Consider the following 24,969-nt stretch of genomic DNA (forward strand, 5'->3'; position numbering starts at 1 on the left):
CTAGCCGGCATGTCCCGGCCTCCGATCATCTTCTGGTTCAAGCGCGATCTGCGGGTTGCCGACAATCCCGCACTAGCGCTTGCCGCCGCGCAGGGGCCTGTCCTGCCGCTGTTCATCGTTGAACCCGCGCTATGGCGCGAAGCGGATCGATCCGCCCGCCAATGGACGTTCCTGGCTGAATCGCTGTCCGATCTGCGCGACGCGCTGGCTGCGCTGGGACAACCGCTGATCGTGCGCCTGGGCGAGGCCGTCGCCGTGCTGGAAACCCTGCGGCGCGCTCATGGTGTAGTGCAGATCGTCTCGCAGCAGGAAACCGGCGCGCTCTGGACCTTTGCGCGCGACCGGGCGGTTGCGGCCTGGGCGGCGGGGCAGGGGGTTGCATGGAATGAGTTGCCGCAGGGCGGCGTGGTGCGGGGGCTGCGGGACGAGGCCGGCTGGTCTGCACGGCGGCGGCGGTTCCTGGCCGGTCCCCCGGCCGAACCACCGGCGCTGGAGGCCGTGTCGGGGGTCGAGCCCGGCCCCATTCCGACAGCCCGCATCCTGCGTCTGCCCGAAGACCCCTGCCCGCATCGACAGCGGGGCGGCCGGCAAGAGGCCCTGATGCTTCTGCACAGCCACACCGCACGCCTGCATGGCGGGACCGAGACGCTTGCGGGCGAGCGCCGTGGTCTCCGTCTGTCCGCACACCTGGGCTGTGGTGCTGTCTCCGTGCGCGAGGTTCTGGCGCATCTGGCCGGCTCGGGGATTGATATGGCCAGCCTGCGCCGGCTGGATTCGCGGTTGCTCCAGCGTGACCGGGCACTGCAACTGCTGGAGCGGCATCCCGCGCTGGAGCGGCAAGCGCTTGCGGCCCATGCCGTTACCGCGCCATCGGCGGATCGCGGCCTTCTGGAGGCCTTCGAGCGGGGCGAGACGGGCCTTCCCTTCGTCGATGCCTGCCTGCGCTATCTTGCGGCAAGCGGCTGGATCTCGGCGCCGCTGCGGGGAATGCTCGTCTCGGTCGGATGCCACCTGCTGGGTCTTGACTGGCGCAGTGCCGGTCTGGTTCTGGCCCGGCGCCTGACCGACTACGAGGCGGCGGTGCACTGGATGCAGGTGCAGCACGCGGCGGGCGTCGGGCAAGAGGGACGGGCAAGGATTGTTGATCCGCTTGCGCGGGGCCGCGCGGTTGATCCGACCGGCGCGTTCATCCGCCGCTGGGTGCCCGAACTGGGCCTTGTGCCGACCGCGCATCTTCACGCCCCCTGGACATGGTCCGAGGCGCAGCGCGTTCTGGGGCGACGTTATCCGGAACCGGTGGTCGATCCTGCCCGGGCGGCACGCGACGCCCGCCGCAGCCTTCCGGCTGCGTCCGGCGCGCCGCGCTCGACTCGCATCCGGCGGCGCAGCGCCGGCACGCCCGATAACCAGTTGCGGTTCGATTTCTGACAGGTTCCCCGCCTGGGCATGCCTGAAAATCGGGCAATTGCCGCAGCTTTGAAGGATTGTGTTGCCGCGCCCTCTCGACGTTGCTGGGGTCCATACCTATTCTGCGGTCACAACCCAGGGGAATGTCATGAGCCGCCCGATCGTAGGCATCATATCGAACAGCTATCTGATCAATGAAGAGTATCCCGCACATGCGGGTGGCACGATGAACACGCAAGCGGTGGCCGATGTCGCGGGATGCATGCCGCTGCTGGTCCCTGCCGACCCACGCTTTCTTTCCGTCAACGAGCTTCTGGCGACCTGTGACGGCTTCCTGCTCACAGGGGGACGCCCGAATGTGCACCCCGAGGAATATGGTGAATCCCCCACTGCGGCCCACGGCGCCTTTGACCGGGCCCGCGATGCGATCACCCTGCCGCTGATCCGGGCCTGCGTGGACCGCGGGCAGCCCTTCCTCGGGATCTGCCGCGGCTTTCAGGAAGTGAACGTGGCGATGGGCGGGACGTTGCATCCCGAAATCCGCGATCTGCCGGGGCGCATGAACCACCGAATGCCCCCCGATGGCACGCTCGAGGAGAAGTTCGCCCTGCGGCATCCGGTTCGGTTCACGCGCGGCGGCGTCTTTCATCGCCTTTTCGGCGCCGAAGAGGTGATGACCAACACGCTTCACGGGCAGGGCATCAAGACGCCCGGCTGCCGCGTGCAGATCGAGGGTCATGCCCCGGATGGCACCCCCGAGGCCATCCATATCGCCGAGGCCCCCGGCTTCACGCTTTCGGTGCAATGGCACCCCGAATGGAACGCGATGAACGATCCGGTGTCGCGCCCGCTGTTCGCGGCCTTCGGCGAGGCTGTCGCCGCCTTCGCCCGCAAGCGCCGCCTCCCCGGCCGGCTTTCCGCCTGAGGTTTCTGCCGTGGCGTGTTGGCGGTCGCGACCGTTCCGGCGAGGGGAGTGCGCGCTCCCGCACGCCAGCACGCAAGGTCCGCGCCGGGTTCACTTCCCGCGCCCGCCATGCTGCGGTTCTCGCGTTCTTGTCACGCGCGGCTGCGGACAAGGTTCCATCCCGCTGCGGTAGGAATTGATGCGGAACTGGGCGCCGCCGAACAGGACGGTGGATCGCTTGTAACCGCCCGCGCGCCTGAACGGCGTCGGACGAGGCATGAACCGCCCGTCCCGGCAGGCCTGAACGCGGCGCGATAGAGGGCCGGATCGTGCTGGTCGCAGCCACTGGTTGCCAATGGCCGGATACGCTGCGGGATCGCGATGGAGGGGCGGCCCGCGGGCCGCAACCGGATCCGCGCACCACACGACCGATTACCGGCATGTGCTGGTCGACCGCCTTGTCTGACAGGATTATGATCTGGCGCCGGACGATCCGCGGCTCTTCCGCTTCATCGAATTCTGCCAGGATCCGATCGGGGGGCCGCTTCGCAGGGTGCACTTCAGCCATCGCAGGATGATCGGCCCGGGCGAATGGCAACCGCGCGCCCGCCCTGCCGCCAGACGGCCCTGAACCGGTTCCACTTCCGCATCAAGACCAGAGCGGACCCGGCACATGCTTTGGGACCAGCCATAATTCACCCGATCTGGCGCTTCTGCCCTCGCTGTGCGCTGCGGATCCCGTTGACATTGGCAGAACGCCTCCCGACGTTCGCGGAGGCGGATGGACAGGCTGGCTCGGAGCCGTGTTCCGCAACCATCCGGTCGGTGCCCATTCCGCCGATCAGACGACGATGACGCTCGTGCCGGCACGGACCCGGTCGAACAGGTCGATCACATCGTGATTGATCATCCGGAAACAGCCGGATGACGCCGCCTGCCCGATCGATTGCCATTCGGGTGTCCCGTGGATGCGATAGCCGGTATCGCGCCCGTCGACCGCGAGGTAGATCGCCCGCGCGCCCAGCGGATTGCGTGGCCCGCCCGGCTGGCCTTCGGCCCAGCGTGCCAGTTCCGGCTGACGCTTGATCATCTCGGGCGGCGGTGTCCAGGTGGGCCAGGACCGTCGGGCAAAGACCTGCGAGGCGCCGGTCCAGCCGAACCCCTCGCGTCCTACGCCGATTCCGTAGCGCAGGGCGTAATCATCCTCGAGCAACAGATAGATGTGACGCGATCCGGTATCCACGATCAGCGTGCCGGGCTCGAATTCCGAGGCGAGCGGCACGATCTGGCGGTGGAAATCCTGCGGGATCTGTTCGATCGGGACGGCCGGCACAACATGCCCCCCGTCACGCCGCGCCGCATAGGAAAGCGGTGCGAGTTCCGGCGGGGGCGGGGGCGGCTGCAGACACCCCGCAAGCGGCAGCGTGAGGGACGCAAGGCAGAACCGTCGGCGGCTGATCTCCATTTGTCATATCTCTTTCTTGTCACGACAGGATGTCAGATAGGACGCAGGCCTGTCCCCGACAGGGATCGGCGGCGCTCGTTCATAACGCGGGACCCAGGGCAAAGGTCCGCCCGATCGCTCAGGTGACCTTGCCGCGCTGGCGATACTCGGGCCGATCCCACAGCCGGTCGCGCATCACCCGCGCAAGGATGTCGATGGCCCCCTGCACATCGGCCGCATCGATGTAAAGCGGCGTGAAGCCGAAGCGCAGCACATCGGGGGCACGGAAATCGCCGATGACGCCTTCTGCGATCAGCGCCTGCATGATCGCGAACCCCTCCGCGTGGCGAAAACTGACCTGGCTGCCGCGCCGCGCATGATCGCGCGGTGTGGCAAGCACGAGTTCGGGACAGGAAGCCTCGACCCCCGCGATGAACTGATCGGTCAGGGCAAGCGAGCGCGCCCGCAGCGCCAGCATGTCCACCCCGTCCCAGACATCCAGCGCGGCCTCGAGCGCAGCAAGCTGGATAACGGGCGGGGTGCCGACGCGCATCCGCTCGATCCCGCGACCGGGGCGATAGTCGCGGTCGAAGGCAAAGGGCGCCTCATGACCCAGCCAGCCCGACAGAGCCGGGCGGACCCTGTCGGCAAGCGCAGGCGCAACATAGATGAAGGCTGGGCCTCCCGGGCCTGCGTTGAGGTATTTGTAGGTGCAGCCCGCGGCGAAATCGGCGCCCCCCGCGGTGACATCCACCGGCAGCGCCCCCGCCGAATGGGCGAGATCCCAGATCACCAGCGCGCCGGCGGCATGGGCGCGGCGCGTCAGCTCATCCAGATCATGGCGCCGCCCCGTGCGGTAATCGACCTCGGTCACCAGCAGGACGGCCACATCTTCGTCAATGGCCGCGCCCAGATCCTCGGGGGGGGCGATCTTCAGCACGTGATCCTGTCCAAGCAGTCCGGCCAGTCCTTCGGCCATGTAAAGATCCGAGGGGAAGTTGCCGCTGTCCGAGAGGATCACGCGCCGATCGGAACGCAACGACAGCGCAGCGGCCAGCGCCTGAAAGACCTTGATCGACAGCGTATCGCCCAGGACCACGGTTCCGGCGGGCGCACCGATCAGCCGGCCGATCCGGTCGCCAAGCCGGGCGGGCTGATCCATCCAGCCGGCCCGGTTCCAGGCGGTGATCAGCATTTCGCCCCATTCGTCCTGCATCATCCGGGCGACGCGTTCCGACGCCGCCCGTGGCAGGGGTCCAAGCGAGTTGCCGTCGAGATAGATCATGCCCTGGGGCAGGTGAAACATCGCCTTCGTGGCTTTGAAAAGGTCGGTCATGGCGGCTCCTCCCGTCATGGCTTTGCACGGGCCGGCCCGAGGGGTCAAGCTGCAGCTGTCTCACGGGCGTTGCATGAAAGACCGGGCTGCGCCGAAACGTCGCTGGTGCGGGTGGTGCGTGATGTCACCGACTTGTGAAAATTCGGGCTCTAGTGCTATGAGGGCGGTTAGGCCGGCCCGGTGCTGCCGGGCCACCAGGGACAAGGGGGATGACGGGCGTGAAGATCGGGGCACCGAGGGAACTGTTCGAGGGCGAGGCCCGCGTGGCCATGACGCCGGAAAGCGCGCTTCAGCTTCAGAAGCTGGGGCATGAATGTCTTGTCGAAGCGGGCGCGGGCAAGCTTGCCGGCTTTTCGGACGAGGCCTATGCCGCAGCGGGCGTGACTGTCGTCGATGGCCCGGCCACGCTTTTTGGCGCGGCAGATGTGGTGGTGAAGGTACGCCCGCCGGTCGAGGCCGAGGTGGACATGCTTCGCCCGGGCCAGACGCTGATTTCCTTCTTCTATCCCGCGCAGAACAGCGCGCTGCTGGAACGAGCCAAGGACAAGAGCGCGACGGTCATCGCCATGGACATGGTGCCGCGCATCAGCCGCGCCCAGAAGATGGACGCGCTGTCGTCGATGGCGAATATCGCCGGGTACCGCGCGGTGATCGAGGCCGGGAACAACTTCGGCCGCTTCTTCACGGGTCAGGTCACGGCTGCCGGCAAGGTGCCGCCGGCCAAGGTGCTGGTCGTGGGTGCGGGCGTCGCGGGCCTTGCCGCGATCGGCACCGCCACCAGCCTTGGCGCGATTACCTATGCTTTCGATGTGCGGCCCGAAGTGGCCGAGCAGATCGAATCGATGGGCGCGCAGTTCGTGTTCCTTGATTTCGAGGATACGCAGGACGGCGCGGCAACGGGCGGCTATGCGGCCCCCTCCAGCCCCGAGTTTCGCGAAAAGCAGCTGGAAAAGTTCCGCGAGCTTGCGCCCGACATGGACATCGTCATCACCACGGCGCTGATCCCCGGCCGCGATGCGCCGAAGCTCTGGCTTGAGGATATGGTGAAAGCCATGAAGCCGGGCTCGGTCGTGGTGGATCTTGCGGCCGAACGTGGCGGCAACTGCGATCTGACGGTGCCGGATCAGAAGGTTGTCACCGAGAACGGGGTAACCATTGTCGGCTATACCGATTTTCCGAGCCGAATGGCAGCGCAGTCCTCGACGCTTTACGCCACAAACATCCGCCACATGCTGACGGATCTGACCCCGGCCAAGGACGGCGTGATTCTTCACAACATGGAAGATGACGTGATCCGCGGCGCGACCGTGACGCATGAAAACGCGATCACCTTCCCGCCGCCGCCGCCGAAGGTGGCCGCCATCGCCGCTGCCAAGCCCAAGGAAAAGCCGAAGGAACTGACACCGGAGGAGCGCCGCGCAGCCGAAGTCGCTGCCTTCCGCAAGCAGACGATGAACCAGGTCACCCTGCTGGGGGTAGGCGGCGTGTTGCTGCTGGGCCTGGGCCTTGTGGCGCCGGCCAGCTTCATGCAGCACTTCATCGTCTTCGTGCTGGCGGTCTTTGTCGGCTTCCAGGTGATCTGGAACGTCTCGCACAGCCTGCACACGCCGCTGATGTCGGTGACGAACGCGATTTCGTCGATCATCATTCTTGGCGCGCTGATGCAGATCGGCTCGGGTTCGTTCCTGGTGATCCTGCTGGCGGCGCTGTCGGTTTTCATGGCCGGGATCAACATCTTCGGCGGCTTCCTCGTCACGCGGCGCATGCTCGCCATGTTCCAGAAATCGTAAGGGAAACAGGGTAATGGACTTCGGATTTACCACGGCCGCCTATGTCGTTGCGGCCATCCTGTTCATCCTCTCGCTGGGCGGGCTTTCAGGGCAGGAAAGCGCCAAGCGCGCCGTCTGGTACGGGATTGCCGGTATGGCGCTGGCGGTCATTGCCACGCTGTTCGGGCCGGGCTCGGGACTCTGGCTTCTGTCGCTGATCCTGATCGCCGGGGGCGGCGCGATCGGCTGGACCATCGCCAAACGCGTGCAGATGACCGAAATGCCGCAACTTGTGGCGGCCATGCACTCGCTCGTCGGTCTGGCGGCGGTCTTCATCGGCTTCAACACGCATATCGAGCTTGCCCGGGTGCTGGGCATGGATATCGTGCTGCGCGATACGCTGCACGGTTTCGCGGCGGTTCTGGCCTACAAGAGCCCGGTGGAGCATTCGATCCTTCGGGTCGAAACCTTCCTCGGCGTCTTCATCGGCGCGGTCACCTTCACCGGCTCGGTCGTGGCCTTCGGCAAGCTGGCCGGCAAGGTTGATACCAAGGCGACGAAGCTTCCGGGCGGGCACATGCTGAACGCAGGTGCGGCGCTGCTGTCGTTCGTCTTGCTGATCGTCTATCTTCAGACCGGCTCGGGCTTCGCGCTGTTCGTGATGACGCTGGCCGCGCTCTTCATCGGCTATCACCTGATCATGGGTATCGGCGGCGCCGACATGCCGGTCGTGGTGTCGATGCTGAACAGCTATTCGGGCTGGGCGGCGGCGGCGATCGGATTTTCGCTGTCGAACGACCTGCTGATCGTTGTGGGTGCGCTGGTCGGTTCTTCCGGTGCGATCCTGTCCTACATCATGTGCAAGGCGATGAACCGCAGCTTTGTCAGCGTGATCCTGGGCGGCTTTGGCGGCACCACCGGCCCGGCTGCGGCGATCGAGGGCGAGCAGATCGCCATCGACGCGGAAAGCGTGGCAGCGGCGCTGAACGATGCCGACAGCGTGGTGATCGTGCCGGGCTATGGCATGGCCGTGGCGCAGGCGCAGCAATCGGTGTCGGAACTGACCCGCAAGCTGCGCGCCAAGGGCAAGAACGTGCGCTTTGCGATCCACCCCGTCGCAGGCCGTCTGCCGGGGCACATGAACGTGCTTCTGGCCGAGGCCAAGGTGCCCTACGATATCGTGCTCGAGATGGATGAGATCAACGAGGATTTCCCGGAAACGGACGTGGTGATCGTCATCGGCTCGAACGACATCGTGAACCCGGCCGCGCAGGAGGATCCGAACAGCCCCATCGCCGGCATGCCGGTGCTGGAGGTCTGGAAGGCCAAGCAGGTGTTCGTGTCCAAACGCGGGCAGGGCACCGGCTATTCCGGGATCGAGAACCCGCTGTTCTACAAGGAAAACACGCGGATGTTCTATGGCGATGCGAAGAAATCGATCGATGCGCTTCTGCCCATGATCGACTGACGCCCGCCAAGACCTTGATCCGGATGCCCCGCCCCGTGGCGGGGCATCTGCGTTTCGCATACCATTTTGTTCCGGCAACCTTCCGATTTCAAACGGTTTTCCTGTTTACTTGCTGATGTTCCGCGTTAGTCTCGGACAGGTTCTGAAAGAAGCTTCTGATGCCGCCCATCGACGACCATCCGCTCCGCTATGCCCTTGCGAACGAACTGCACGCGCGGCCGTTCCCGGCATTTGACGCGCCCTGCCATGCGATCTTCCTCGCGGTGAAGCAGCCGATCGATGCGGCCGGGCGCGACCGTGACGCGGATCGCCGCCATCTGCTGGCGCTGCTCGACCGGAACGGCGCCGCGCATCCGCCCCCGGATGCCACGCATTTCTTCGGCGATCTGGGGCAGCACCGGCTGAAATGGGAAAGCCACACCGAGTTCGTGACCTACACGGCCCTCTGCAGCGGCCTGACCGACCGCGCCTTTGATCCGGCGCTGTTCGATGTCTTTCCCGAGAACTGGCTTGCCAGCGCACCGGGCAACCGCATCACCTCGGTGCTCTTGCGGGTCGAGTTCATGCCCCAGGATGAACGGGAGATCGAGGACAAGCTTGCGCAATGGTTCGTGCCCGAAAGCCTCGCCTGTTCGCGGGTGCTGGATGGCGATGCGATCATCGCCTGTGATTTCCGCATCGACCCCGCCGGGCATACCCGCATCGTGGCCTTCGTGAGGCCCGAAACAGGCGCGCGTCGGATCGGCCGCATCATCCAGCGGCTGTGCGAGATCGAGACCTACAAGTCGATGTCGATGCTTGGGCTGGCGCGGGCGCGCAAGCTTGCGCCGCGGATGGGCACGCTCGACATGCAGCTGTCGGCGCTGGTGGGCGACATGACCAGTGCGGACCGCAGCCCGGAGGAGACGCTGCACAAGCTTCTGGCGATCTCGTCCGAGCTGGAGAATCTGCTCGTGCGCTCGTCCTTCCGCTTTGGTGCGACGGGCGCCTATGAGGCCATCGTCAATCAGCGCATCGAGGTGCTGCGCGAGGAACGCTACAAGGGCCGGCAAACCTTCGGGGAATTCATGATGCGCAGGTTTGATCCGGCGATGCGCACCACCAAATCCGCCGAGCGGCGGCTGAACCTGATGGCGGAACGGTCGGTCCGGGCGGCCGAGCTTCTGCGCACCCGTGTCGATGTGGAGCGTTCGGCCCAGAACCAGCGGTTGCTGGAAAGCATGGATCGGCGAGCGGATCTGCAACTGCGGCTTCAACACACGGTAGAGGGGCTGTCGGTTGTCGCGATCAGCTACTACGCCGTCAGTCTTGCCGCCTATATGGCCTATCCCCTTGCCGAACCGTTGGGGCTGAGCAAGGGGGCCATGACGGCGGCGCTGACGCCGGTGGTGGTCCTTGCGGTCTGGATGATGATCCGGCGGATCAAGCGCCACATCGGCTGAACTGCTGAGAAAAGGCGTCAAAACGAACAAAAACGCGCAAGGACTTGTTGTCATGCAGGGCAAGTCGCGCCATTCTGGACATCACCGCTGCGCCTATTCGGCGCCATCAGGATGGAACGATCTTGGAAAGCCCCTCACTCGTGCCTTTTCTGCTGCATGTGGCCGGCGCGGCAGCCTTGCTGATCTGGGCGGTGCGTCTGGTGCGCACGGGGGTCGAGCGTGCCTTTGCGGTGCAGTTGCGCCGTTGGCTGCGCCACAGCGCGCGGCGCCCGATCATTGCGGCCGGGTCGGGGGTGGTGGTGGCGCTGCTTCTGCAAAGCTCTACCGCGGTGGCAATGCTGGCCGCGAACTTCACTGCGGCCGGCACGCTTGCAGCCCCGGTTGCGCTGGCGATCCTCCTGGGCGCGGATGTCGGTTCGGCCTTGGTGGTGCAGATCCTGATGCTGCGCTCCGACTGGCTGGTGCCGCTGCTGCTGCTGGGCGGGGTGTCCCTGTTCCTGCGCGGGCGGGCCAAGATGACCCGGCAGGGTGGGCGGATCCTGATCGGCATCGCGCTGATCTTCGTCTCGCTTGCCATGATCCGCGACGCGACCGAGCCGTTGCGCGACAGCGCCGGGCTGATGACAGCGATGCGCTATCTGGGTGGCGATGTGGTGACGGCCTTCCTGATCGGGGCGGTCTTTGCCTGGGCGGTGCATTCCAGTGTAGCGGCGGTGCTGCTTTGCGTCACGTTTGCGGCGCAGGGGCTGATGCCGGTGACGGTGGCGGCGGCGATGGTTCTGGGCGCCAACCTGGGCGGCAGCGTCATTGCCTGGATGCTGACTGTCGGCGCGGCGACCGAGGCGCGGCGTGTCATCCTGGGCAACCTTCTGTTGCGGGGCGGCGGTGCGGTTCTGGCGCTGGCGGGGCTTGGGCTGATCCTGCCGTTGCTGGAGCAGCTTGGCGCTGCCCCGGCGCGACAGCTGGTCAATCTGCACCTTGCCTTCAATCTTGCGGTCGCGGCGATCGGTCTGCCGCTGAGGGGCCCGCTTCTGGCAGCGCTGGGGCATCTGCTGCGCGAACCCGAAGCGCCGGTGACGCTGGAACGGCAGTCCGCCCTTGATCCGGCTGCACTTGCCCGGCCCGAACAGGCCCTTGCCTGTGCCGCGCGCGAGATCCTGCACATGGGCGAGGAGGTGGAGGTGATGCTGCGCCACGTTCACCGGCTTTACCGCCAGTGGGATGACGGCATCGCCGCCGCCATCCGCGAGAAAGAGCAGGCGGTGGACCGGATGCATTTCCAGACCAAGCTCTACCTCGCGCGGCTGACGCGGGACGCGCGCGATGAAGAGATCGCGCAACGCGCGCTGCATCTGGCCGACATGGCCGCGCATCTCGAGGCGGCGGGAGACGCCGTTTCGCGGGTGATGCTGGGCCTTGCGCAGCGGCTCGCGACTGAAAACCTCGCGTTTTCCGAAGCTGGCCGGCAGGAACTCGAGGATTTCCACGATCGGGTGCTGTCAAATGCGCAGGCGGCGCTCAGCGTGCTGATGACGCTGAACCCCGATGCCGCCCGGGCTCTTGTCGAGGAAAAGGAGCGGGTGCGCGAGGTCGAGCAAGCCCTGCAGAGATCGCATCTGGAACGGCTGCGCGAGGGCCGCCACGAAAGCATCGAGACATCGAACATCCATCAGGAAACGCTGCGCGCGCTCAAGCTGACCAATACCTCGTTCACGATGGTCGCCTATCCGATCCTGGCGGAAACGGGCGATCTTCTGGCAAGTCGCTTGTCATCCTCAGCGCGCTAGCTTTCTTCGCGTTGACGCAAGCAGTTCAGGTCAGGCAGCTGTCAGCAGCCGCAACTGCCTTCACGGTCATGCACATGGGATCGCTGGCGTGCAGTAGGGTCGCGCCCGGTACGGTCGGTGAAGGAGCTGAGGAGGATATCTGCCCCGGCACGGGCCAGTTCTTCACCCCCAAGGCCGATGCCCGAACTGGATCCGATGATGATCGCGGTCAAAGCGTCATGGATACTGTCTTCCGGCAGGTTGGCCCAGGCCTCCCCGGCGAGAGATGTCCGAGACGTGCGAACCCGCCCCAAGCGGGGCGCCCGACCCCATGATCGTCCTGCGGCTGCGGCTCCGCCCCTTGTCCTCGGACGCTCCGTTCTGCCGGATCGGTGATGGCTCGAAAATGGCAGGCCCTGCGGCACATGCATCAATTGCACTCAAATCCGGTTGGCCATGTCGCCACGCGTCCGGCTCCTGATCGGCCCATCTTGACCTGCGGCATCGCAACGATCACGCTGCCAGCACCATGCACCGCCGGAGTTTCCATGCCCGATGCCCTGAGCGCCCGCGACATCCTTGCGCGGCTTGTGTCCTTTCCGACGGTCAGCCGCGACAGCAATCTCGAACTGGTGGATTGGGTCGAACGCTATCTGGCTGACCTCGGGGTGTCTGCGCATCGGGTGCCCAGCCCCTGCGGGAACAAGGCCAGTCTCTTTGCCCATATCGGACCCGAGGAGGAGGGCGGCGTGATCCTGTCGGGCCACAGCGACGTCGTGCCCGTGGATGGCCAGGCCTGGAGCAGCGATCCCTGGTGCCTGATGGAACGTGAAGGCCGGCTTTACGGCCGCGGCACCTGCGACATGAAGGGGTTCGTGGCGCTGGCCTTGGCAGCGGTGCCCCTGGCGTTGCAGGCAAATCTGCGGCGTCCACTGCAGATCGCCCTGTCCTATGACGAGGAGCTGGGCTGTCTGGGGGCGCCCCCCATGATCGCGCACATGGCGTCCCTTTTGCCGCGCGCCGCAGCCGTTGTGGTGGGCGAACCCAGCATGATGAAGGCCGTCAATGGCCACAAGGGCGGGATAGCCTTTGACATCCACATGCGCGGATACGAGGTGCATTCCTCGATCCTGCACCGGGGTGTCAGCGCGATCATGGAGGGCGCCAGACTGATCGACTGGGCGAACCAGCAGAATGCCGCCAACAGGGCGCGAACCCCCGCAGCGATGGCCGCACTGTTCGATCCGCCCTTCACGACGATCCATGTGGGCACGATTTCGGGCGGCACGGCGGCGAACATCACTGCGCGCGAGTGCCGCTTTGGCATCGATTTCCGCTGTGTGCCCGGTGAAACCGTCGAGCACTGGAGCGCGGCGCTGCATGAACGCGCCGCAGCCCTTGAGGCCGAGATGAAGGAGATCCGGCCCGAGGCAGGGATCGAGATCACCCGGCGCTTTCTCCTGCCGCCCCTCGTGCCCGAACCCGAGGGGGCCGCCGAGCGGCTGGTGCGCAAGCTGACGGGCGACAACGCCACCCATGTGGTGAGCTACGGCACCGAAGCCGGCCAGTTTCAGGCCGAGGGGTATTCGGCCATTGTCTGTGGCCCCGGCGATATCGCCCAGGCGCATCAGCCTGACGAATACATCACCGTTGCGCAATTCGAGGCCGGTTGGGCCTTCATGGAACGTCTTGTTCAGGAGCTATCGCAATGACCTTCCCCTTTACCCTTGAACGGCCCATCGAGCATAAAGCCGGGCTTCCCGACCGCGCCGACGTCGTGGTAATCGGCGGCGGCATCGCTGGCGTCATGACTGCCTGGTTCCTTGTGCGGCAGGGGCAGCGCGTCGTTCTGTGCGAAAAGGGCCGGATCGCCGCCGAACAGTCCAGCCGTAACTGGGGCTGGATTCGCCAGCAAGGCCGCGATCCGGCAGAATTGCCGATCATGATCGAGGCGAACCGCATCTGGCAGGGGCTCGAGGCCGAGGCGGGGGCGGATCTCGGTTTCCGGCAGGAGGGGGTGCTGTACCTGGCCCGCGATGCAGCCGATCTGGCACGCTATGAGGCATGGCTGCCCCATGCGCGCGAACATGGGCTTGATACGCGCTTGCTGACCCGCGCCGAGCTTGGTGAACGGGTGCGCGGCGGCAAGTGGCAGGGGGCGCTCTGGACCGCCTCGGACGCGCGGGCCGAACCCTGGGTCGCCGTTCCTGCCCTGGCGCGGGCGCTGGCGCGAGAGGGGGCACAGATCGTTGAGGGCTGCGCGGTCCGCGCCCTCGACGTCGTCGCGGGCCGTGTGGCAGGTGTCGTCACCGAACAGGGGCGGATCGGCTGCGATGCGGTGGTGCTCGCGGGCGGGGCGTGGTCAGGGCTTTTCGCGCGCAATCAGGGTATTGCGCTGCCGCAGCTTTCGGTCCTGTCCTCGGTCGCGGCAACCGGCCCGATGCCCGAAGTCTTTGCCGGAAACGCCGCCGACCGCCGCTTTGCCTTCCGTCGCCGGGCCGATGGTGGCTATACGCTCGCGCCGGGATCAACCCATGATTTCTTCATCGGCCCCGACGCGCTGCGCCACGGCCTGAGCTATCTGCCGCAGCTGCGTCAGGATCCGCTGGGAACCCGTTTCCGGCTTGCCGCGCCGGCAGGCTATCCGGATGCCTGGCGCACGCCGCGCCGCTGGGGCAGCGGCGAAAGCCCGTTCGAACGCTGCCGGATCCTGAACCCGCAGCCGAACATGCGCGCGCTGCGGGGCGTGCAGGCGGCCTTTGCCGAGGCCTTCCCGGCGCTGGGCGCGCCGGACCTGCGCACCGTCTGGGCGGGCATGATTGACACCATGCCCGACGCGGTGCCGGTGATCGACCATGTGGCGGCGCTGCCGGGGCTGGTGATCGCAACGGGGCTCAGCGGCCACGGCTTCGGCATCGGCCCCGGGATCGGTCGGGTGGTGGCGGATCTGGTGCTGGGCAATCCCGTTGGCCATGATCTTGCGCGCTTCCGGCTGGGCCGCTTCAGCGATGGCTCGGCGATCCGGCCGGGCCCGTCGCTCTGATCCTTGCCGCCAGTGCCGCTTTGCGCCACGCTGCGCCATCATTTTCAGATACTCAGACAGGCCGGGGGCCATTCATGCCGATCAAGAACCGTTTCGCCGAACTTCTGCCCGAGATCACCGAATGGCGCCGCGACTTTCACGCCCACCCCGAGCTTCTTTATGACTGCCACCGCACTGCCGGCATCGTTGCCGACAAGCTGCGGGCCTTCGGTTGTGACGAAGTGGCGACCGGCATCGGCCGCACCGGCGTGGTCGGGGTTATCCGCGGCCGCACCGACACGCGCGGCCGCGTCATCGGTCTGCGCGCCGACATGGACGCGCTGCCGATCTATGAGGCGACCGGTCTGCCCTATGTCTCGACCATGCCGGGCAAGATGCATGCCTGCGGCCATGACGGGCATACGGCCATGTTGCTCGGTGCCGCGCAATACCTCGCCGAGACACGCAATTTCGACGGCACGGCCGTGGTGATCTTCCAGCCCGCCGAGGAGGGTGGCGCAGGCGGGCGCGCCATGGTCGAGGACGGGATGATGGAGCGGTGGAACATCCAGGAAGTCTACGGCATGCACAATATGCCCGGCATTCCCGTCGGCACCTTCGCGATACGCCCGGGCGCCTTCTTCGCCGCCACCGATCAGTTTACCATCGATCTTCAGGGGCGGGGAGGTCACGCCGCCAAGCCGCATGAAACCGTGGATACGACCGTTCTTGCGGCGCAACTGGTGCTCGCCCTTCAGACGATCGCATCACGCAATACCGACCCGCTCGAGGCGGTGGTGGTATCGGTCACCAGCTTCCGCACCGAAACAGAGGCCTTCAACGTCATTCCCCAAAACGTCCAGCTCAGGGGAACGGTGCGAAGCCATGCCGCGGCAGTTCGCGCCATGGCCGAAGAGCGGATCAAGGCCATCTCCGCCCAGATTGCCGCGGCCTTCGGGGGGACGGCACAGGTCGCCTATAACCGCGGCTATCCGGTGATGGTGAATTCGGACCAGCAGACGGCCTTTGCAGCCGATGTGGCGCGCAAGGTCTCCGGCACCGTCGTCACCGACACGCCCCCGATCATGGGTGGCGAGGATTTCGCCTATATGCTCGACGTGCGGCCGGGGGCCTACATCCTGATCGGCAACGGCGACACCGCAGGCGTGCATCACCCGGAATACAACTTCGACGACAATGCGATCCCGGCAGGATGCAGCTGGTGGGCAGGGATCATCGAAGAGCGGATGCCCGTCGCCTGAGCGAGGCGCGGCCGGGATCATCGGCATGGGCTCGGGGGGCGCCAGGGCTCGCGTGCCCGTGCCCCGTGCCGGTATCGCCGATCCGGGATCGTCGCCCGCGATCGCACGGCCCTGCGTCGGTCCCGGCCGGGGCAGGCGAAGGCCGGCGCGCCGGCAAGGGCAGGGTGGCAGCAAGGCCCCAAGCACCCCGGCGCGTGCCTCAAGCATCCCCCATCTGTCGGATGTGCAGGGGCTTCCGGCTCCGCAGTTTCTGCTAGTTGCGCCGCCGGCTCTGTCGATGCCAGACGCGCGCGACCGCCAGGCCCACGGTCGCCATACCGGCAAGGACCAGCGCCGGAACAGGCCAACCCGTGCCCCAGTTTGCGGCGAGAATGCCGAGCATGGCCCAGATCACCGTCAGCCCGTATTCCGGTGCCCGGTCGAGCCATAGCTGGAAGATCACCGCGAAGGCGACAAGCACCGGCAGTACTACAAGCGCGGCCCCTGTCAGCCCTGTCATTCCCCAGCCGCCCAGCAGCAGCCCGATCGACACAAAGCTCGCCGCCGTAAGCCAGCCCGCATAGATCCCTACCGGCACACGGCCGAGCCAGGGATTGGTGGCGGGTGCGGGCTCGGGGCCGGCATCGGTCATGGTGCGGCGCCCGGGCGACAGGAACAGCGCGGCAAGCGCAGCAATCAGCATCACCCATATCTGGATCGTCGCGAGGATGGGATCCGTCTGAGCGACCGCCAGCCAGCTGGCACCGATGCCAAGGCTCACGAACAGCGGCCAGCGCATGTCATCCCAGCCCGGATCCTCGTCGCGCCGCAGCAGCCCGAAGCCCGCGTGCAGGATCAGAAGCGTGTAGATCAGCCCCCAGATCGAGAAGGCCCAGCCGGCGGGCTGAACGGGCGGGTCCTCCTGCGGCACCGGAAACAGGTTGGGATCAAAACCGTTGAACCCCGGAGACCAGAGCGGCGAGGCAACAAAGGCGATCGCGGCGACCAGAACAAGAATGGCTTTCATGCGTCTCATGCTTCATCTACGCAGCAAGGCGGCAACAGTTCCCGTTCCTCATGCAGGGGCGTGCCCGCGCCGCGCAGCGGCGCCCGGCCCAACGGGATGAGATGCGCAGCATCGAAGACGGGCGGGAGAGCCTGCCCCCGGGACGCCGCGCAACGTCCGTTGCCCATGCCCCCGGGACTCCACGCAACGGGCGTTGCCCATGCCCCTCGGGACTGACGCGTCAGGGCGGGCCGCATCGCTCCGCGCCTCGTCACGCCGGGGCGCAACGGGAGCTTGCAGGGAGATCTGCCTTTTGCCTCGTCCGTCCAGGCTGCCAGAGGCGCGACGCGACGTGCTGGTGGCCGGTCAGCAGCGGCTTCCGGCGTTCCGGGCATGCAGCAGCGCGGCGCTTCGGTCACGCGCCACCGATCGGCTTGCGCCGGATCTCACTCCAGCACACCTTCTGCCGTGATCTGCGTCCTGCCGCCGAGATAGCCATGCAGCGCCTGCGGCAGCAGGACCGAGCCATCGGCACGCTGGCCATTCTCCAGCACGGCGATCAGGCATCGCCCGACGGCAAGCCCCGATCCGTTCAGCGTGTGCACGAATTCCGGCTTGCCCCCCGCGGGACGATAGCGCGCATTCATCCGCCGCGCCTGGAAATCGCCGCAGACCGAGACCGAGGAGATCTCGCGGTAGCAATTCTGCCCTGGCAGCCAGACCTCGATGTCATGGGTTTTCTGGGCGCCAAAGCCCATGTCGCCGGTGCAAAGCACGACGGTCCGGTAGGGCAGGCCCAGCCGTTGCAGGATATCCTCTGCGCAGGCGGTCATCCGGTCATGCTCGGCAAGGCTTTGATCCGGGGTGGTGATGCTGACCATCTCCACCTTCTCGAACTGGTGCTGGCGCAGCATCCCCGAAGTGTCCTTGCCGGCCGATCCGGCTTCCGAACGGAAGCAGAGCGTATGGGCTGTCATGCGCAGCGGCAGGGACGCCTCATCGAGGATCTCGTTGGCGACGGTGTTGGTCAGCGTCACCTCCGAGGTGGGGATCAGCCACCAGCCATTGGTGGTCTGATAGCTGTCCTCGGCGAATTTCGGCAACTGGTTCGTGCCATACATCGCCTCGTCGCGGACCAGAACCGGGGTGTTCATTTCGGTCAGTCCGTTCTCGGTCGTATGAACATCCAGCATGAACTGCGCCAGCGCGCGATGCAGCCGCGCCACGGCGCCGCGCAGCACCACGAAGCGGCTGCCGGACAGCTTGCCTGCCGTGGCAAAATCCATCGCCCCTCTGACGGAGGGCAGATCGAAATGCTCGCGCGGCGCGAAATCGAAGGCGGGGGGTGTGCCCCAGCGCCGCAGCTCCACATTGTCGGCCTCGTCCCGGCCATCGGGCACATCCGCCAAAGGAAGGTTCGGCAGGGTTAGCAACAGCTCGCGCAGTTCCGCGTCCTTGCGCTTGGCCTCATCTTCAAGCCGCGCCACCTCGGCCTTCTTGTCTGCCACAAGGGCGCGCAGCCGCTCGAACTCGGCCTCGTCTCCGCGGGCCTTGGCCGCGCCGACCTCCTTCGAGGCGGCGTTCTGTTCCGCGCGCGCCGTTTCGGCGGCAAGGATCATTGCGCGGCGCGCCTCATCCAGCGCCAGAACCCCGGGCGACAGCGGCTCGATCCCGCGGCGCGCAAGGGCGGCATCGAAGGCCGCGGGGGTGTCGCGAATGATGCGGATGTCGTGCATGTGACCAGCCTTTGATTGATTGACAGCGCTTTGCCCTTCATATGCCCGATGGTTGCGGGCATTTGAACCGGGAAAACGCGGCTCGGGCGAAGGCCGGCTTCGCTTGCCAAGGTTATTCCCCATAGATAGGGTGCGCGCCATTCGCAAGGCGGGCCTGTCCCGCATCAAGACCGAGAGGACCAGATGTTCGTCACACCCGCCTATGCCCAGGCTGCCGGCGGCGCCGCCAGCGCCTTTACCAGCTTCGTCCCGCTGATCCTGATCTTCGCGATCATGTATTTCCTGCTGATCCGTCCGCAGCAGAAGAAACTGAAAGAGCATCGCACCATGGTCGAAGCGCTGCGTCGGGGCGATCAGATCGTCACTGCCGGCGGGCTGATCGGCAAGGTCTCCAAGGTCAAGGAAGATGGCGAGCTCGAAGTCGAGATCGCCGATGGTGTGCGGGTGCGCGTCGTACGGCACACCGTCGCGCAGGTTCTGAACAAGACCGAACCGGCCGCGAACGCCTGAGCCCCTAACTGAACCAACGCTGCGAGGCGCCTGTCGATGCTGCAAATACCTGCCTGGAAAAGGGTTCTCATCTGGGGGGCCTGTGCCCTCGGCCTGCTGCTGGCCATGCCGAACCTCTTCTACTCGCGGGTCGAGCAGCATAACGACGCCGCCGCGGCGATTGCGGCCCAGGGCGGCACGGCGACACCCGAGCAGGAGGCGGCGCTGGCACTCTGGCCCGACTTCCTGCCGTCCAATCTGGTCAACCTCGGCCTTGATCTGCGGGGCGGCGCCCATCTTCTGGCCGAGGTTCAGGTTGCCGATGTCTATGCGGGACGCATCGATGGTCTCTGGCCCGACGTGCGCGACGCACTGCGCAACGAACGCGCCGCGGTTGGCAATGTCCGTCGTGTCGAATCTCCGCGTGGCGAACTGCATGTCCAGATCTCCAACCCGGCCGGGATGGCGCGGGCGCTGGAGGTCGTGCGCGGTCTTGCCCGTCCGGTCGTCACGCTGACAGGGATGGGCGCGAATGACCTTGAGGTGCGGGCCCTGGACGATGTCATCATCGTCAGCCTTTCCTCGGCCGAGCGCCAGGCAACCGACGACCGCACAATCCAGCAGTCGCTGGAGATCATCCGCCGCCGCGTGGATGAGGTGGGAACGCGGGAACCCACGATCCAGCGTCAGGGCGAGGACCGGATCCTGATTCAGGTGCCCGGCATCGGCTCGGCTGCCGAGTTGAAGGAACTGATCGGCACCACGGCGCGGCTCACCTTCCACCCGGTCGTCGGGACCTCGGACAATCCGGCCGCAGATCCCGGCCCCCGCAACCTGATCCTGCCGTCGCTTGATACGCCCGGCCTTTATTACATCGTCGAACAGAATCCCGTCGTCACCGGCGAGGAACTGGTCGATGCACAGCCCGCCTTCGATCAGAACGGCCGGCCTGCGGTGAACTTCCGCTTCAACCCATCGGGCGGGCGCAAGTTCGGTGACTATACCGCGCAGAACATCGGATCGCCCTTTGCCATCGTGCTGGATGACGAGGTGATTTCAGCGCCGGTGATCCAGAGCCATATCGCTGGCGGTTCAGGCATCATCACCGGGCGCTTCTCGGTCGAGGAAAGCACCCAGCTTGCGGTGCTGCTGAGGGCAGGGGCACTTCCGGCGGAAATGACCTTCCTCGAGGAGCGGACCATCGGCCCTGAACTCGGGCAGGACAGCATCGAGGCCGGGCGGGTGGCGTCGATGGTCGCGATGGCGGCCGTGCTTGTGTTCATGATCGCCTCCTATGGCTGGTTCGGCGTGATCGCCAATGTGGCACTGCTGATCAACATCGCCATGATGTTCGGCCTTCTATCGTTGATCGGCGCGACGCTGACCCTGCCGGGGATCGCGGGCATCGTGTTGACCATCGGCATGGCCGTCGATGCGACGGTGCTGATCTTCGAACGCATCCGGGAGGAGCTGAAAACCGCCCGCGGCCCGGCTCGGGCAATCGAGCTGGGCTATGAAAAGGCGCTGTCGGCGATCCTCGATTCGAACATCACCACCTTCATCACCGCGCTGATCCTGTTCGCCATCGGCTCGGGTCCGGTGCGCGGTTTCGCGGTGACGCTGGGGCTGGGAATCCTGACCTCGGTTTTCACAGCGATCTTCGTGACGCGCCTGATGATCGTCACCTGGTATGAACGCCGTCGCCCCAAGGCGATCACGGTATAAGGGGACCAAAGATGCGTCTGAAACTTGTTCCCGACCACACCGAGTGGAAGTTCTTCAAATACTGGCGTGCGACCTTCGGCCTGTCGCTGATCGCGATCGTGCTGTCGATCGTGGCCTTCTTCACCATGGGGCTGAACTTCGGCATCGACTTCCGCGGCGGCACCACGATCCGGACCGAGTCGGTGCAGCCGGTCGATATCGGCGCCTATCGCGGCGCCATCGCCGAACTGGGGCTGGGCGACGTGACGATCACCGAAGTGTTCGATCCGACCTATGGCCCCGACCGAAACGTGGCGATGGTGCGCATTCAGGCCCAGGACGGGCAGGAAAGCGTCAGCCCGCAGATGATTCTGGCGGTTGAACAGGCGCTTCAGGCCGTTGATCCCTCGATCACCTTTCCTTCGGTGGAGTCGGTCGGGCCAAAGGTCTCGGGCGAATTGGTGCGCACGGCAATCCTCGCGGTGGTGCTCGCAAATGCGGCGGTGCTGTTCTACATCTGGTTGCGGTTCGAATGGCAGTTCGCGGTCGGCGCGGTCGCGGCGCTGGTGCATGACGTGATCCTGACCATCGGTATCTTCTCGGTGCTTCAGATCCGGTTTGACCTCGCCATCATCGCGGCGCTGCTGACCATCGTCGGTTATTCGCTCAATGACACCGTGATCATCTTTGACCGGGTGCGGGAAAATCTGATCAAGTTCAAGAAGCGTCCTCTGCAGGAACTGCTTGACCTTTCGATCAATGACACGATGTCCCGCACGGTGATGACCTCGGGCACGACGCTGATGGCCCTGATCGCGCTTTACGTGCTGGGCGGGGACGTGATCCGCGGCTTTGTCTTCGCGATGATCTGGGGTGTGATCGTCGGCACCTATTCGACGATCTTCGTCGCTTCGGTGGTTCTGCTGCGCCTTGGCGTCAAGCGCGACTGGAGCAAGGGCGAAGGTGAAAAGACCGGCGGCGGTACGCAGTTCAAGACCGAGCCCTGAGCGCTGCGGTGCGCGTGCTGGACCATCTGGTGCCGCGCGCTACTTCCGGTAAGGACAGAAGGAAAGCCAGGATGCGTCTGAACGAGGTCCAGTTCCAGAATGTGCGCCCGGTCGAGGGCTATGGCCCTGGCTTCTTCCGCATTGGCGCCGAGTTGTTTCATGGCGGGGTGCTGCTGCGCGGGGAACATGTGGCGCCGTGGGGTGGCTATGACGACAGTGCGGCACTTCTGGCGCTGGCGGGGGTGGTCGATGTCCTCTTCATCGGCACCGGCGCCGAAATCGCCCATCTGCCGCCCGATCTGCGCAACGCGCTGGACGAGGCGGGCATCCCCCACGAGGTGATGGCAAGCCCTCCGGCGGCACGCAGCTACAACGTGCTTCTGTCCGAGGGGCGACGGATTGCCGCCGCCCTGCTTCCGGTCGCATAAGCGCCTTTCCGCCCGGCCGCGCTTCGGATAAGCGGGGGGCATGGAACTGATCGTCTCTGATCTTGCCTGCGCCCGTGGTGGTCTTCCGGTTCTGGAGGGCGTCAGCTTCACGCTGGGCGCCGGACAGGCGCTGATCCTGCGCGGCCCGAACGGCATCGGCAAGACAACCCTTCTGCGCACGCTGGCCGGGCTGCAGCCGCCCCTGAAGGGCAACATGACCATGCCACCCGAGGCCATGGCCTATGCCGCCCATGCCGACGGGCTGAAGGCGACGCTCAGCGTGCGCGAAAACCTGAGTTTCTGGGCGCGGATCTATGGCACCAATGCGGTGGACACGGCGCTTGCCACCATGAACCTTTCCGATCTGGCCGGGCGGCAGGCGCGCAACCTCTCCGCAGGGCAGAAGCGGCGGTTGGGGCTGGCACGGCTGCTGGTGACCGGGCGTCCGATCTGGGTGCTGGATGAACCGACGGTCTCGCTTGATGCAGCCTCGGTCGCGCTGTTCGCCGGGGTGATCCGCGCCCATCTGGCGCAGGGCGGGGCGGCGCTGATCGCCACCCATATCGATCTTGGCCTGCCCGAGGCCGGAGTGCTGGATCTGGGCGCCTTCAAGGCCCGGAGCCCCGCAGCGGGCGGGATCAGCAGCGCCTTTGACGAGGCTTTCGCATGATCGCGCTTCTGATCCGCGACCTTCAGCTGGCCCTGCGCGCGGGCGGCGGATTCGGGCTGGGGCTGGCCTTCTTCCTTATCGTGACGGTGCTGGTGCCGCTGGGTGTGGGGCCGGAGGGCACAACGCTGGCGCGGATCGCGCCCGGGATCCTCTGGGTCGGGGCGCTGCTGGCCTGCCTGCTGTCGCTGGACCGGATCCTGGCGCTGGATCACGAAGACGGATCGCTTGATCTTCTCGCCACGGCGCCCGTGCCGCTGGAGGGGGTGGTAACGATGAAGGCCGCGGCGCATTGGGCCACCACCGGCCTGCCGCTGGTGCTTGCGGCACCGGTTCTCGGCCTGCTGCTGAACCTTCCCGTGCCCGCCTATCCCTGGCTTGTCGCCTCGCTCGCGCTCGGGACGCCGGCGCTGTCGGTGATCGGGACCTTCGGCGCGGCGCTGACCGTGGGGTTGAAGCGGGGCGGGCTGCTGTTGTCGCTGCTTGTGTTGCCGCTTTATGTGCCGACGCTGATTTTCGGTGCCGAGGTGGTGCGCCGCGGGGCCGAGGGCCTGGCCGCCGCAACGCCGCTGCTGATGCTGGCCGGGATCACGGCCGGGGCGGTGGCGCTGCTGCCCTTCGCCTCGGCTGCGGCAATCCGCGTCAACCTCCGTTAAGCCGCTCACATGCTATTCAGTTGAGCAGATGAAACCGAAACCATAAGTAGGCATCATGTCGATCTGGGAATACGCCAACCCCAAGAAGTTCATGGAGACATCGTCCAGGGTCTTGCCCTGGGTGACGGCGCTTGCGGGGCTCTCGCTGGCGGTGGGGCTGATCTGGGGCTTCTTCTTCACCCCCGACGACTTCCGCCAGGGATCCACCGTCAAGATCATCTATCTGCATGTGCCTGCCGCGATGATGGCAATCAATGCCTGGATCATGATGCTGGTGGCCTCCTTGGTCTGGTTGATCCGCAGGCACCACGTTTCGGCCCTTGCGGCCAGGGCCGCCGCACCGATCGGGCTCACCATGACACTGATCGCGCTGTTCACGGGCGCGATCTGGGGCCAGCCGATGTGGGGCACCTGGTGGGCCTGGGATCCGCGGCTGACAGCCTTCCTGATCCTGTTTCTGTTCTATCTTGGCTATATCGCCCTGTGGGAGGCGATCGAAGACCCCGATACCGCCGCCGATCTGACCAGCGTCCTGTGTCTTGTCGGGTCGGTCTTCGCGCTTCTGTCGCGCTATGCGGTGAATTTCTGGAATCAGGGGCTGCATCAGGGTGCCTCGCTTTCGGTCGCGCCGGGCGAACGGATGCACATGACCTACAAGTTGCCGCTTTACGTCTCGATGACCGGATTTGCGCTGCTGTTCCTGACCCTGGTGTTGATCCGAACCCGGACCGAGATCCGCGCGCGGCGGATGAAGGCGCTTCTGGCGCGGGAAAGGATGGGCGCATGATACCGGATCTGGGACGATATGCGGCCGAGGTCGCGGCGGCCTATGGTGTGTCGATCGGGCTTCTGGCGGCGCTGGTGGGGCTGACACTGTGGCGTGGTGCGCGGGTGCGCCGGGCCTTGCGTGCAGTCGAGGAACGACAGGGGAAACGAGATGCCTAGAATTTCGCTGCTGATGGCCTTGCCGCCGATCCTGTTCGCGGGGCTTGCCGCGACTTTCTATTTCGGCATGCAGCGCGAAAACCCCGACGATCTGCCCTCGGCACGCGAGGGCGGGTTGGCACCGTCGGTGGTTCTGACGCAGCTGGGCGATGATCCACCCTTTAGCGATGCGACGCTGCGCGAAGAGGGCGTCAAGCTGGTCAACTACTGGGCAAGCTGGTGCGCACCCTGCCGGGCCGAACATCCGATGCTTGAACAACTCGCGGCCGAGGGCATTCCGATCTACGGGATCAACTACAAGGACCGCCCCGACAATGCGCTGGCCTTCCTGCAGGAACTGGGCAATCCCTATGCCGCCATGGGCGCGGATGAGGGGCGCACGGCGCTGGACTGGGGCCTTTACGGGGTTCCCGAAACCTATGTCATCGACGGCGAAGGCCGCATCGTGCTGCGCTTTGCCGGGCCGATCACCGCGCGTTCGCTCGAGGATACGATCCGCCCGGCTTTGGCACGCGCCGCAGGCGGGAGCTGA

At 66.0% G+C, this 24,969-nt stretch carries 23 protein-coding genes; 19 read left to right on the forward strand and 4 right to left on the reverse strand.

What is annotated here, in order from left to right:
- Positions 1-9 precede the first annotated feature (9 nt).
- The 3 genes from ACFQXB_RS07635 (at position 10) to ACFQXB_RS07645 (ending at position 2,942) form a co-directional block, all read left to right on the forward strand.
- Positions 10-1,428 (forward strand): FAD-binding domain-containing protein, encoded by a 1,419-nt coding sequence (locus ACFQXB_RS07635; protein WP_377401593.1) that lies wholly within the window; start codon positions 10-12, stop codon positions 1,426-1,428.
- Between the two features lie 127 nt (positions 1,429-1,555).
- Positions 1,556-2,332 (forward strand): gamma-glutamyl-gamma-aminobutyrate hydrolase family protein, encoded by a 777-nt coding sequence (locus ACFQXB_RS07640; protein ID WP_377401596.1) that lies wholly within the window; start codon positions 1,556-1,558, stop codon positions 2,330-2,332.
- Positions 2,333-2,789: 457 nt separating this feature from the next.
- Complete coding sequence (locus tag ACFQXB_RS07645) at positions 2,790-2,942, forward strand: hypothetical protein (RefSeq protein WP_377401882.1); 153 nt, start codon at positions 2,790-2,792, stop codon at positions 2,940-2,942.
- Between the two features lie 210 nt (positions 2,943-3,152).
- On the opposite strand, the gene ACFQXB_RS07650 is transcribed toward ACFQXB_RS07645, so the two are convergent.
- Positions 3,153-3,776 carry a L,D-transpeptidase gene (locus ACFQXB_RS07650; protein WP_377401599.1) on the reverse strand — a complete coding sequence of 208 codons (624 nt, stop codon included), beginning with the start codon at positions 3,774-3,776 and terminating at the stop codon, positions 3,153-3,155.
- 118 nt (positions 3,777-3,894) lie between these two features.
- Complete coding sequence (gene kynU / locus ACFQXB_RS07655) at positions 3,895-5,091, reverse strand: kynureninase (RefSeq protein ID WP_377401602.1); 1,197 nt, start codon at positions 5,089-5,091, stop codon at positions 3,895-3,897.
- A 218-nt stretch (positions 5,092-5,309) separates the two neighbouring features.
- Between kynU and ACFQXB_RS07660 the strand changes: the two genes are divergently transcribed.
- The 7 genes from ACFQXB_RS07660 (at position 5,310) to ACFQXB_RS07690 (ending at position 15,820) form a co-directional block, all read left to right on the forward strand.
- Positions 5,310-6,881 carry a Re/Si-specific NAD(P)(+) transhydrogenase subunit alpha gene (locus tag ACFQXB_RS07660; RefSeq protein ID WP_377401885.1) on the forward strand — a complete coding sequence of 524 codons (1,572 nt, stop codon included), beginning with the start codon at positions 5,310-5,312 and terminating at the stop codon, positions 6,879-6,881.
- Between the two features lie 13 nt (positions 6,882-6,894).
- Positions 6,895-8,328 (forward strand): NAD(P)(+) transhydrogenase (Re/Si-specific) subunit beta, encoded by a 1,434-nt coding sequence (locus ACFQXB_RS07665; RefSeq protein ID WP_377401605.1) that lies wholly within the window; start codon positions 6,895-6,897, stop codon positions 8,326-8,328.
- 158 nt (positions 8,329-8,486) lie between these two features.
- Entirely contained in the window at positions 8,487-9,770 is a 1,284-nt protein-coding gene (locus ACFQXB_RS07670) for a DUF3422 family protein (protein ID WP_377401608.1), read from the forward strand.
- Positions 9,771-9,892: 122 nt separating this feature from the next.
- Entirely contained in the window at positions 9,893-11,557 is a 1,665-nt protein-coding gene (locus ACFQXB_RS07675; RefSeq protein ID WP_377401611.1) for a Na/Pi cotransporter family protein, read from the forward strand.
- Between the two features lie 527 nt (positions 11,558-12,084).
- Positions 12,085-13,248 carry an acetylornithine deacetylase gene (gene argE / locus ACFQXB_RS07680; RefSeq protein ID WP_377401614.1) on the forward strand — a complete coding sequence of 388 codons (1,164 nt, stop codon included), beginning with the start codon at positions 12,085-12,087 and terminating at the stop codon, positions 13,246-13,248.
- A complete protein-coding gene (locus ACFQXB_RS07685) occupies positions 13,245-14,579 on the forward strand; it encodes an NAD(P)/FAD-dependent oxidoreductase (RefSeq protein WP_377401617.1) in 1,335 nt (444 codons plus the stop codon). Before argE ends, ACFQXB_RS07685 begins: the two co-directional genes overlap by 4 nt.
- Positions 14,580-14,653: 74 nt before the next feature.
- Positions 14,654-15,820, forward strand: coding sequence for a M20 aminoacylase family protein (locus tag ACFQXB_RS07690; protein ID WP_377401620.1), 1,167 nt, complete (start codon positions 14,654-14,656; stop codon positions 15,818-15,820).
- A 253-nt stretch (positions 15,821-16,073) separates the two neighbouring features.
- On the opposite strand, the gene ACFQXB_RS07695 is transcribed toward ACFQXB_RS07690, so the two are convergent.
- Both ACFQXB_RS07695 and serS read right to left on the reverse strand, forming a co-directional pair.
- Complete coding sequence (locus ACFQXB_RS07695) at positions 16,074-16,826, reverse strand: hypothetical protein (RefSeq protein ID WP_377401623.1); 753 nt, start codon at positions 16,824-16,826, stop codon at positions 16,074-16,076.
- Between the two features lie 425 nt (positions 16,827-17,251).
- The gene (gene serS / locus ACFQXB_RS07700; RefSeq protein ID WP_377401626.1) at positions 17,252-18,541 is read right to left on the reverse strand and encodes a serine--tRNA ligase; all 1,290 of its coding nucleotides are present in this window, start codon (positions 18,539-18,541) and stop codon (positions 17,252-17,254) included.
- Positions 18,542-18,724: 183 nt separating this feature from the next.
- Here serS and yajC point away from each other — a divergent pair, with 183 nt between their 5' ends.
- From yajC to ACFQXB_RS07745, 9 genes are all read left to right on the forward strand, one after another.
- Complete coding sequence (gene yajC / locus ACFQXB_RS07705; RefSeq protein WP_377401629.1) at positions 18,725-19,051, forward strand: preprotein translocase subunit YajC; 327 nt, start codon at positions 18,725-18,727, stop codon at positions 19,049-19,051.
- A gap of 36 nt (positions 19,052-19,087) precedes the next feature.
- The gene (gene secD / locus ACFQXB_RS07710) at positions 19,088-20,755 is read left to right on the forward strand and encodes a protein translocase subunit SecD (RefSeq protein ID WP_377401632.1); all 1,668 of its coding nucleotides are present in this window, start codon (positions 19,088-19,090) and stop codon (positions 20,753-20,755) included.
- 11 nt (positions 20,756-20,766) lie between these two features.
- Positions 20,767-21,741: a protein translocase subunit SecF gene (gene secF / locus ACFQXB_RS07715; protein ID WP_377401635.1), complete on the forward strand. Its 975-nt coding sequence runs from the start codon at positions 20,767-20,769 to the stop codon at positions 21,739-21,741.
- A gap of 71 nt (positions 21,742-21,812) precedes the next feature.
- Complete coding sequence (locus tag ACFQXB_RS07720) at positions 21,813-22,169, forward strand: Mth938-like domain-containing protein (protein WP_377401638.1); 357 nt, start codon at positions 21,813-21,815, stop codon at positions 22,167-22,169.
- 40 nt (positions 22,170-22,209) lie between these two features.
- Positions 22,210-22,839 (forward strand): heme ABC exporter ATP-binding protein CcmA, encoded by a 630-nt coding sequence (gene ccmA, locus ACFQXB_RS07725; protein WP_377401641.1) that lies wholly within the window; start codon positions 22,210-22,212, stop codon positions 22,837-22,839.
- A complete protein-coding gene (gene ccmB, locus ACFQXB_RS07730) occupies positions 22,836-23,492 on the forward strand; it encodes a heme exporter protein CcmB (RefSeq protein WP_377401644.1) in 657 nt (218 codons plus the stop codon). The genes ccmA and ccmB overlap by 4 nt, the downstream gene beginning before the upstream one ends.
- 55 nt (positions 23,493-23,547) lie before the next feature.
- Complete coding sequence (locus tag ACFQXB_RS07735; protein WP_377401647.1) at positions 23,548-24,279, forward strand: heme ABC transporter permease; 732 nt, start codon at positions 23,548-23,550, stop codon at positions 24,277-24,279.
- The gene (gene ccmD, locus ACFQXB_RS07740) at positions 24,276-24,437 is read left to right on the forward strand and encodes a heme exporter protein CcmD (RefSeq protein ID WP_377401650.1); all 162 of its coding nucleotides are present in this window, start codon (positions 24,276-24,278) and stop codon (positions 24,435-24,437) included. Before ACFQXB_RS07735 ends, ccmD begins: the two co-directional genes overlap by 4 nt.
- Positions 24,430-24,969 carry a DsbE family thiol:disulfide interchange protein gene (locus tag ACFQXB_RS07745; RefSeq protein ID WP_377401653.1) on the forward strand — a complete coding sequence of 180 codons (540 nt, stop codon included), beginning with the start codon at positions 24,430-24,432 and terminating at the stop codon, positions 24,967-24,969. The genes ccmD and ACFQXB_RS07745 overlap by 8 nt, the downstream gene beginning before the upstream one ends.

This window comes from Halodurantibacterium daqingense (assembly GCF_042666235.1).
GTDB lineage: Bacteria > Pseudomonadota > Alphaproteobacteria > Rhodobacterales > Rhodobacteraceae > Halodurantibacterium > Halodurantibacterium daqingensis.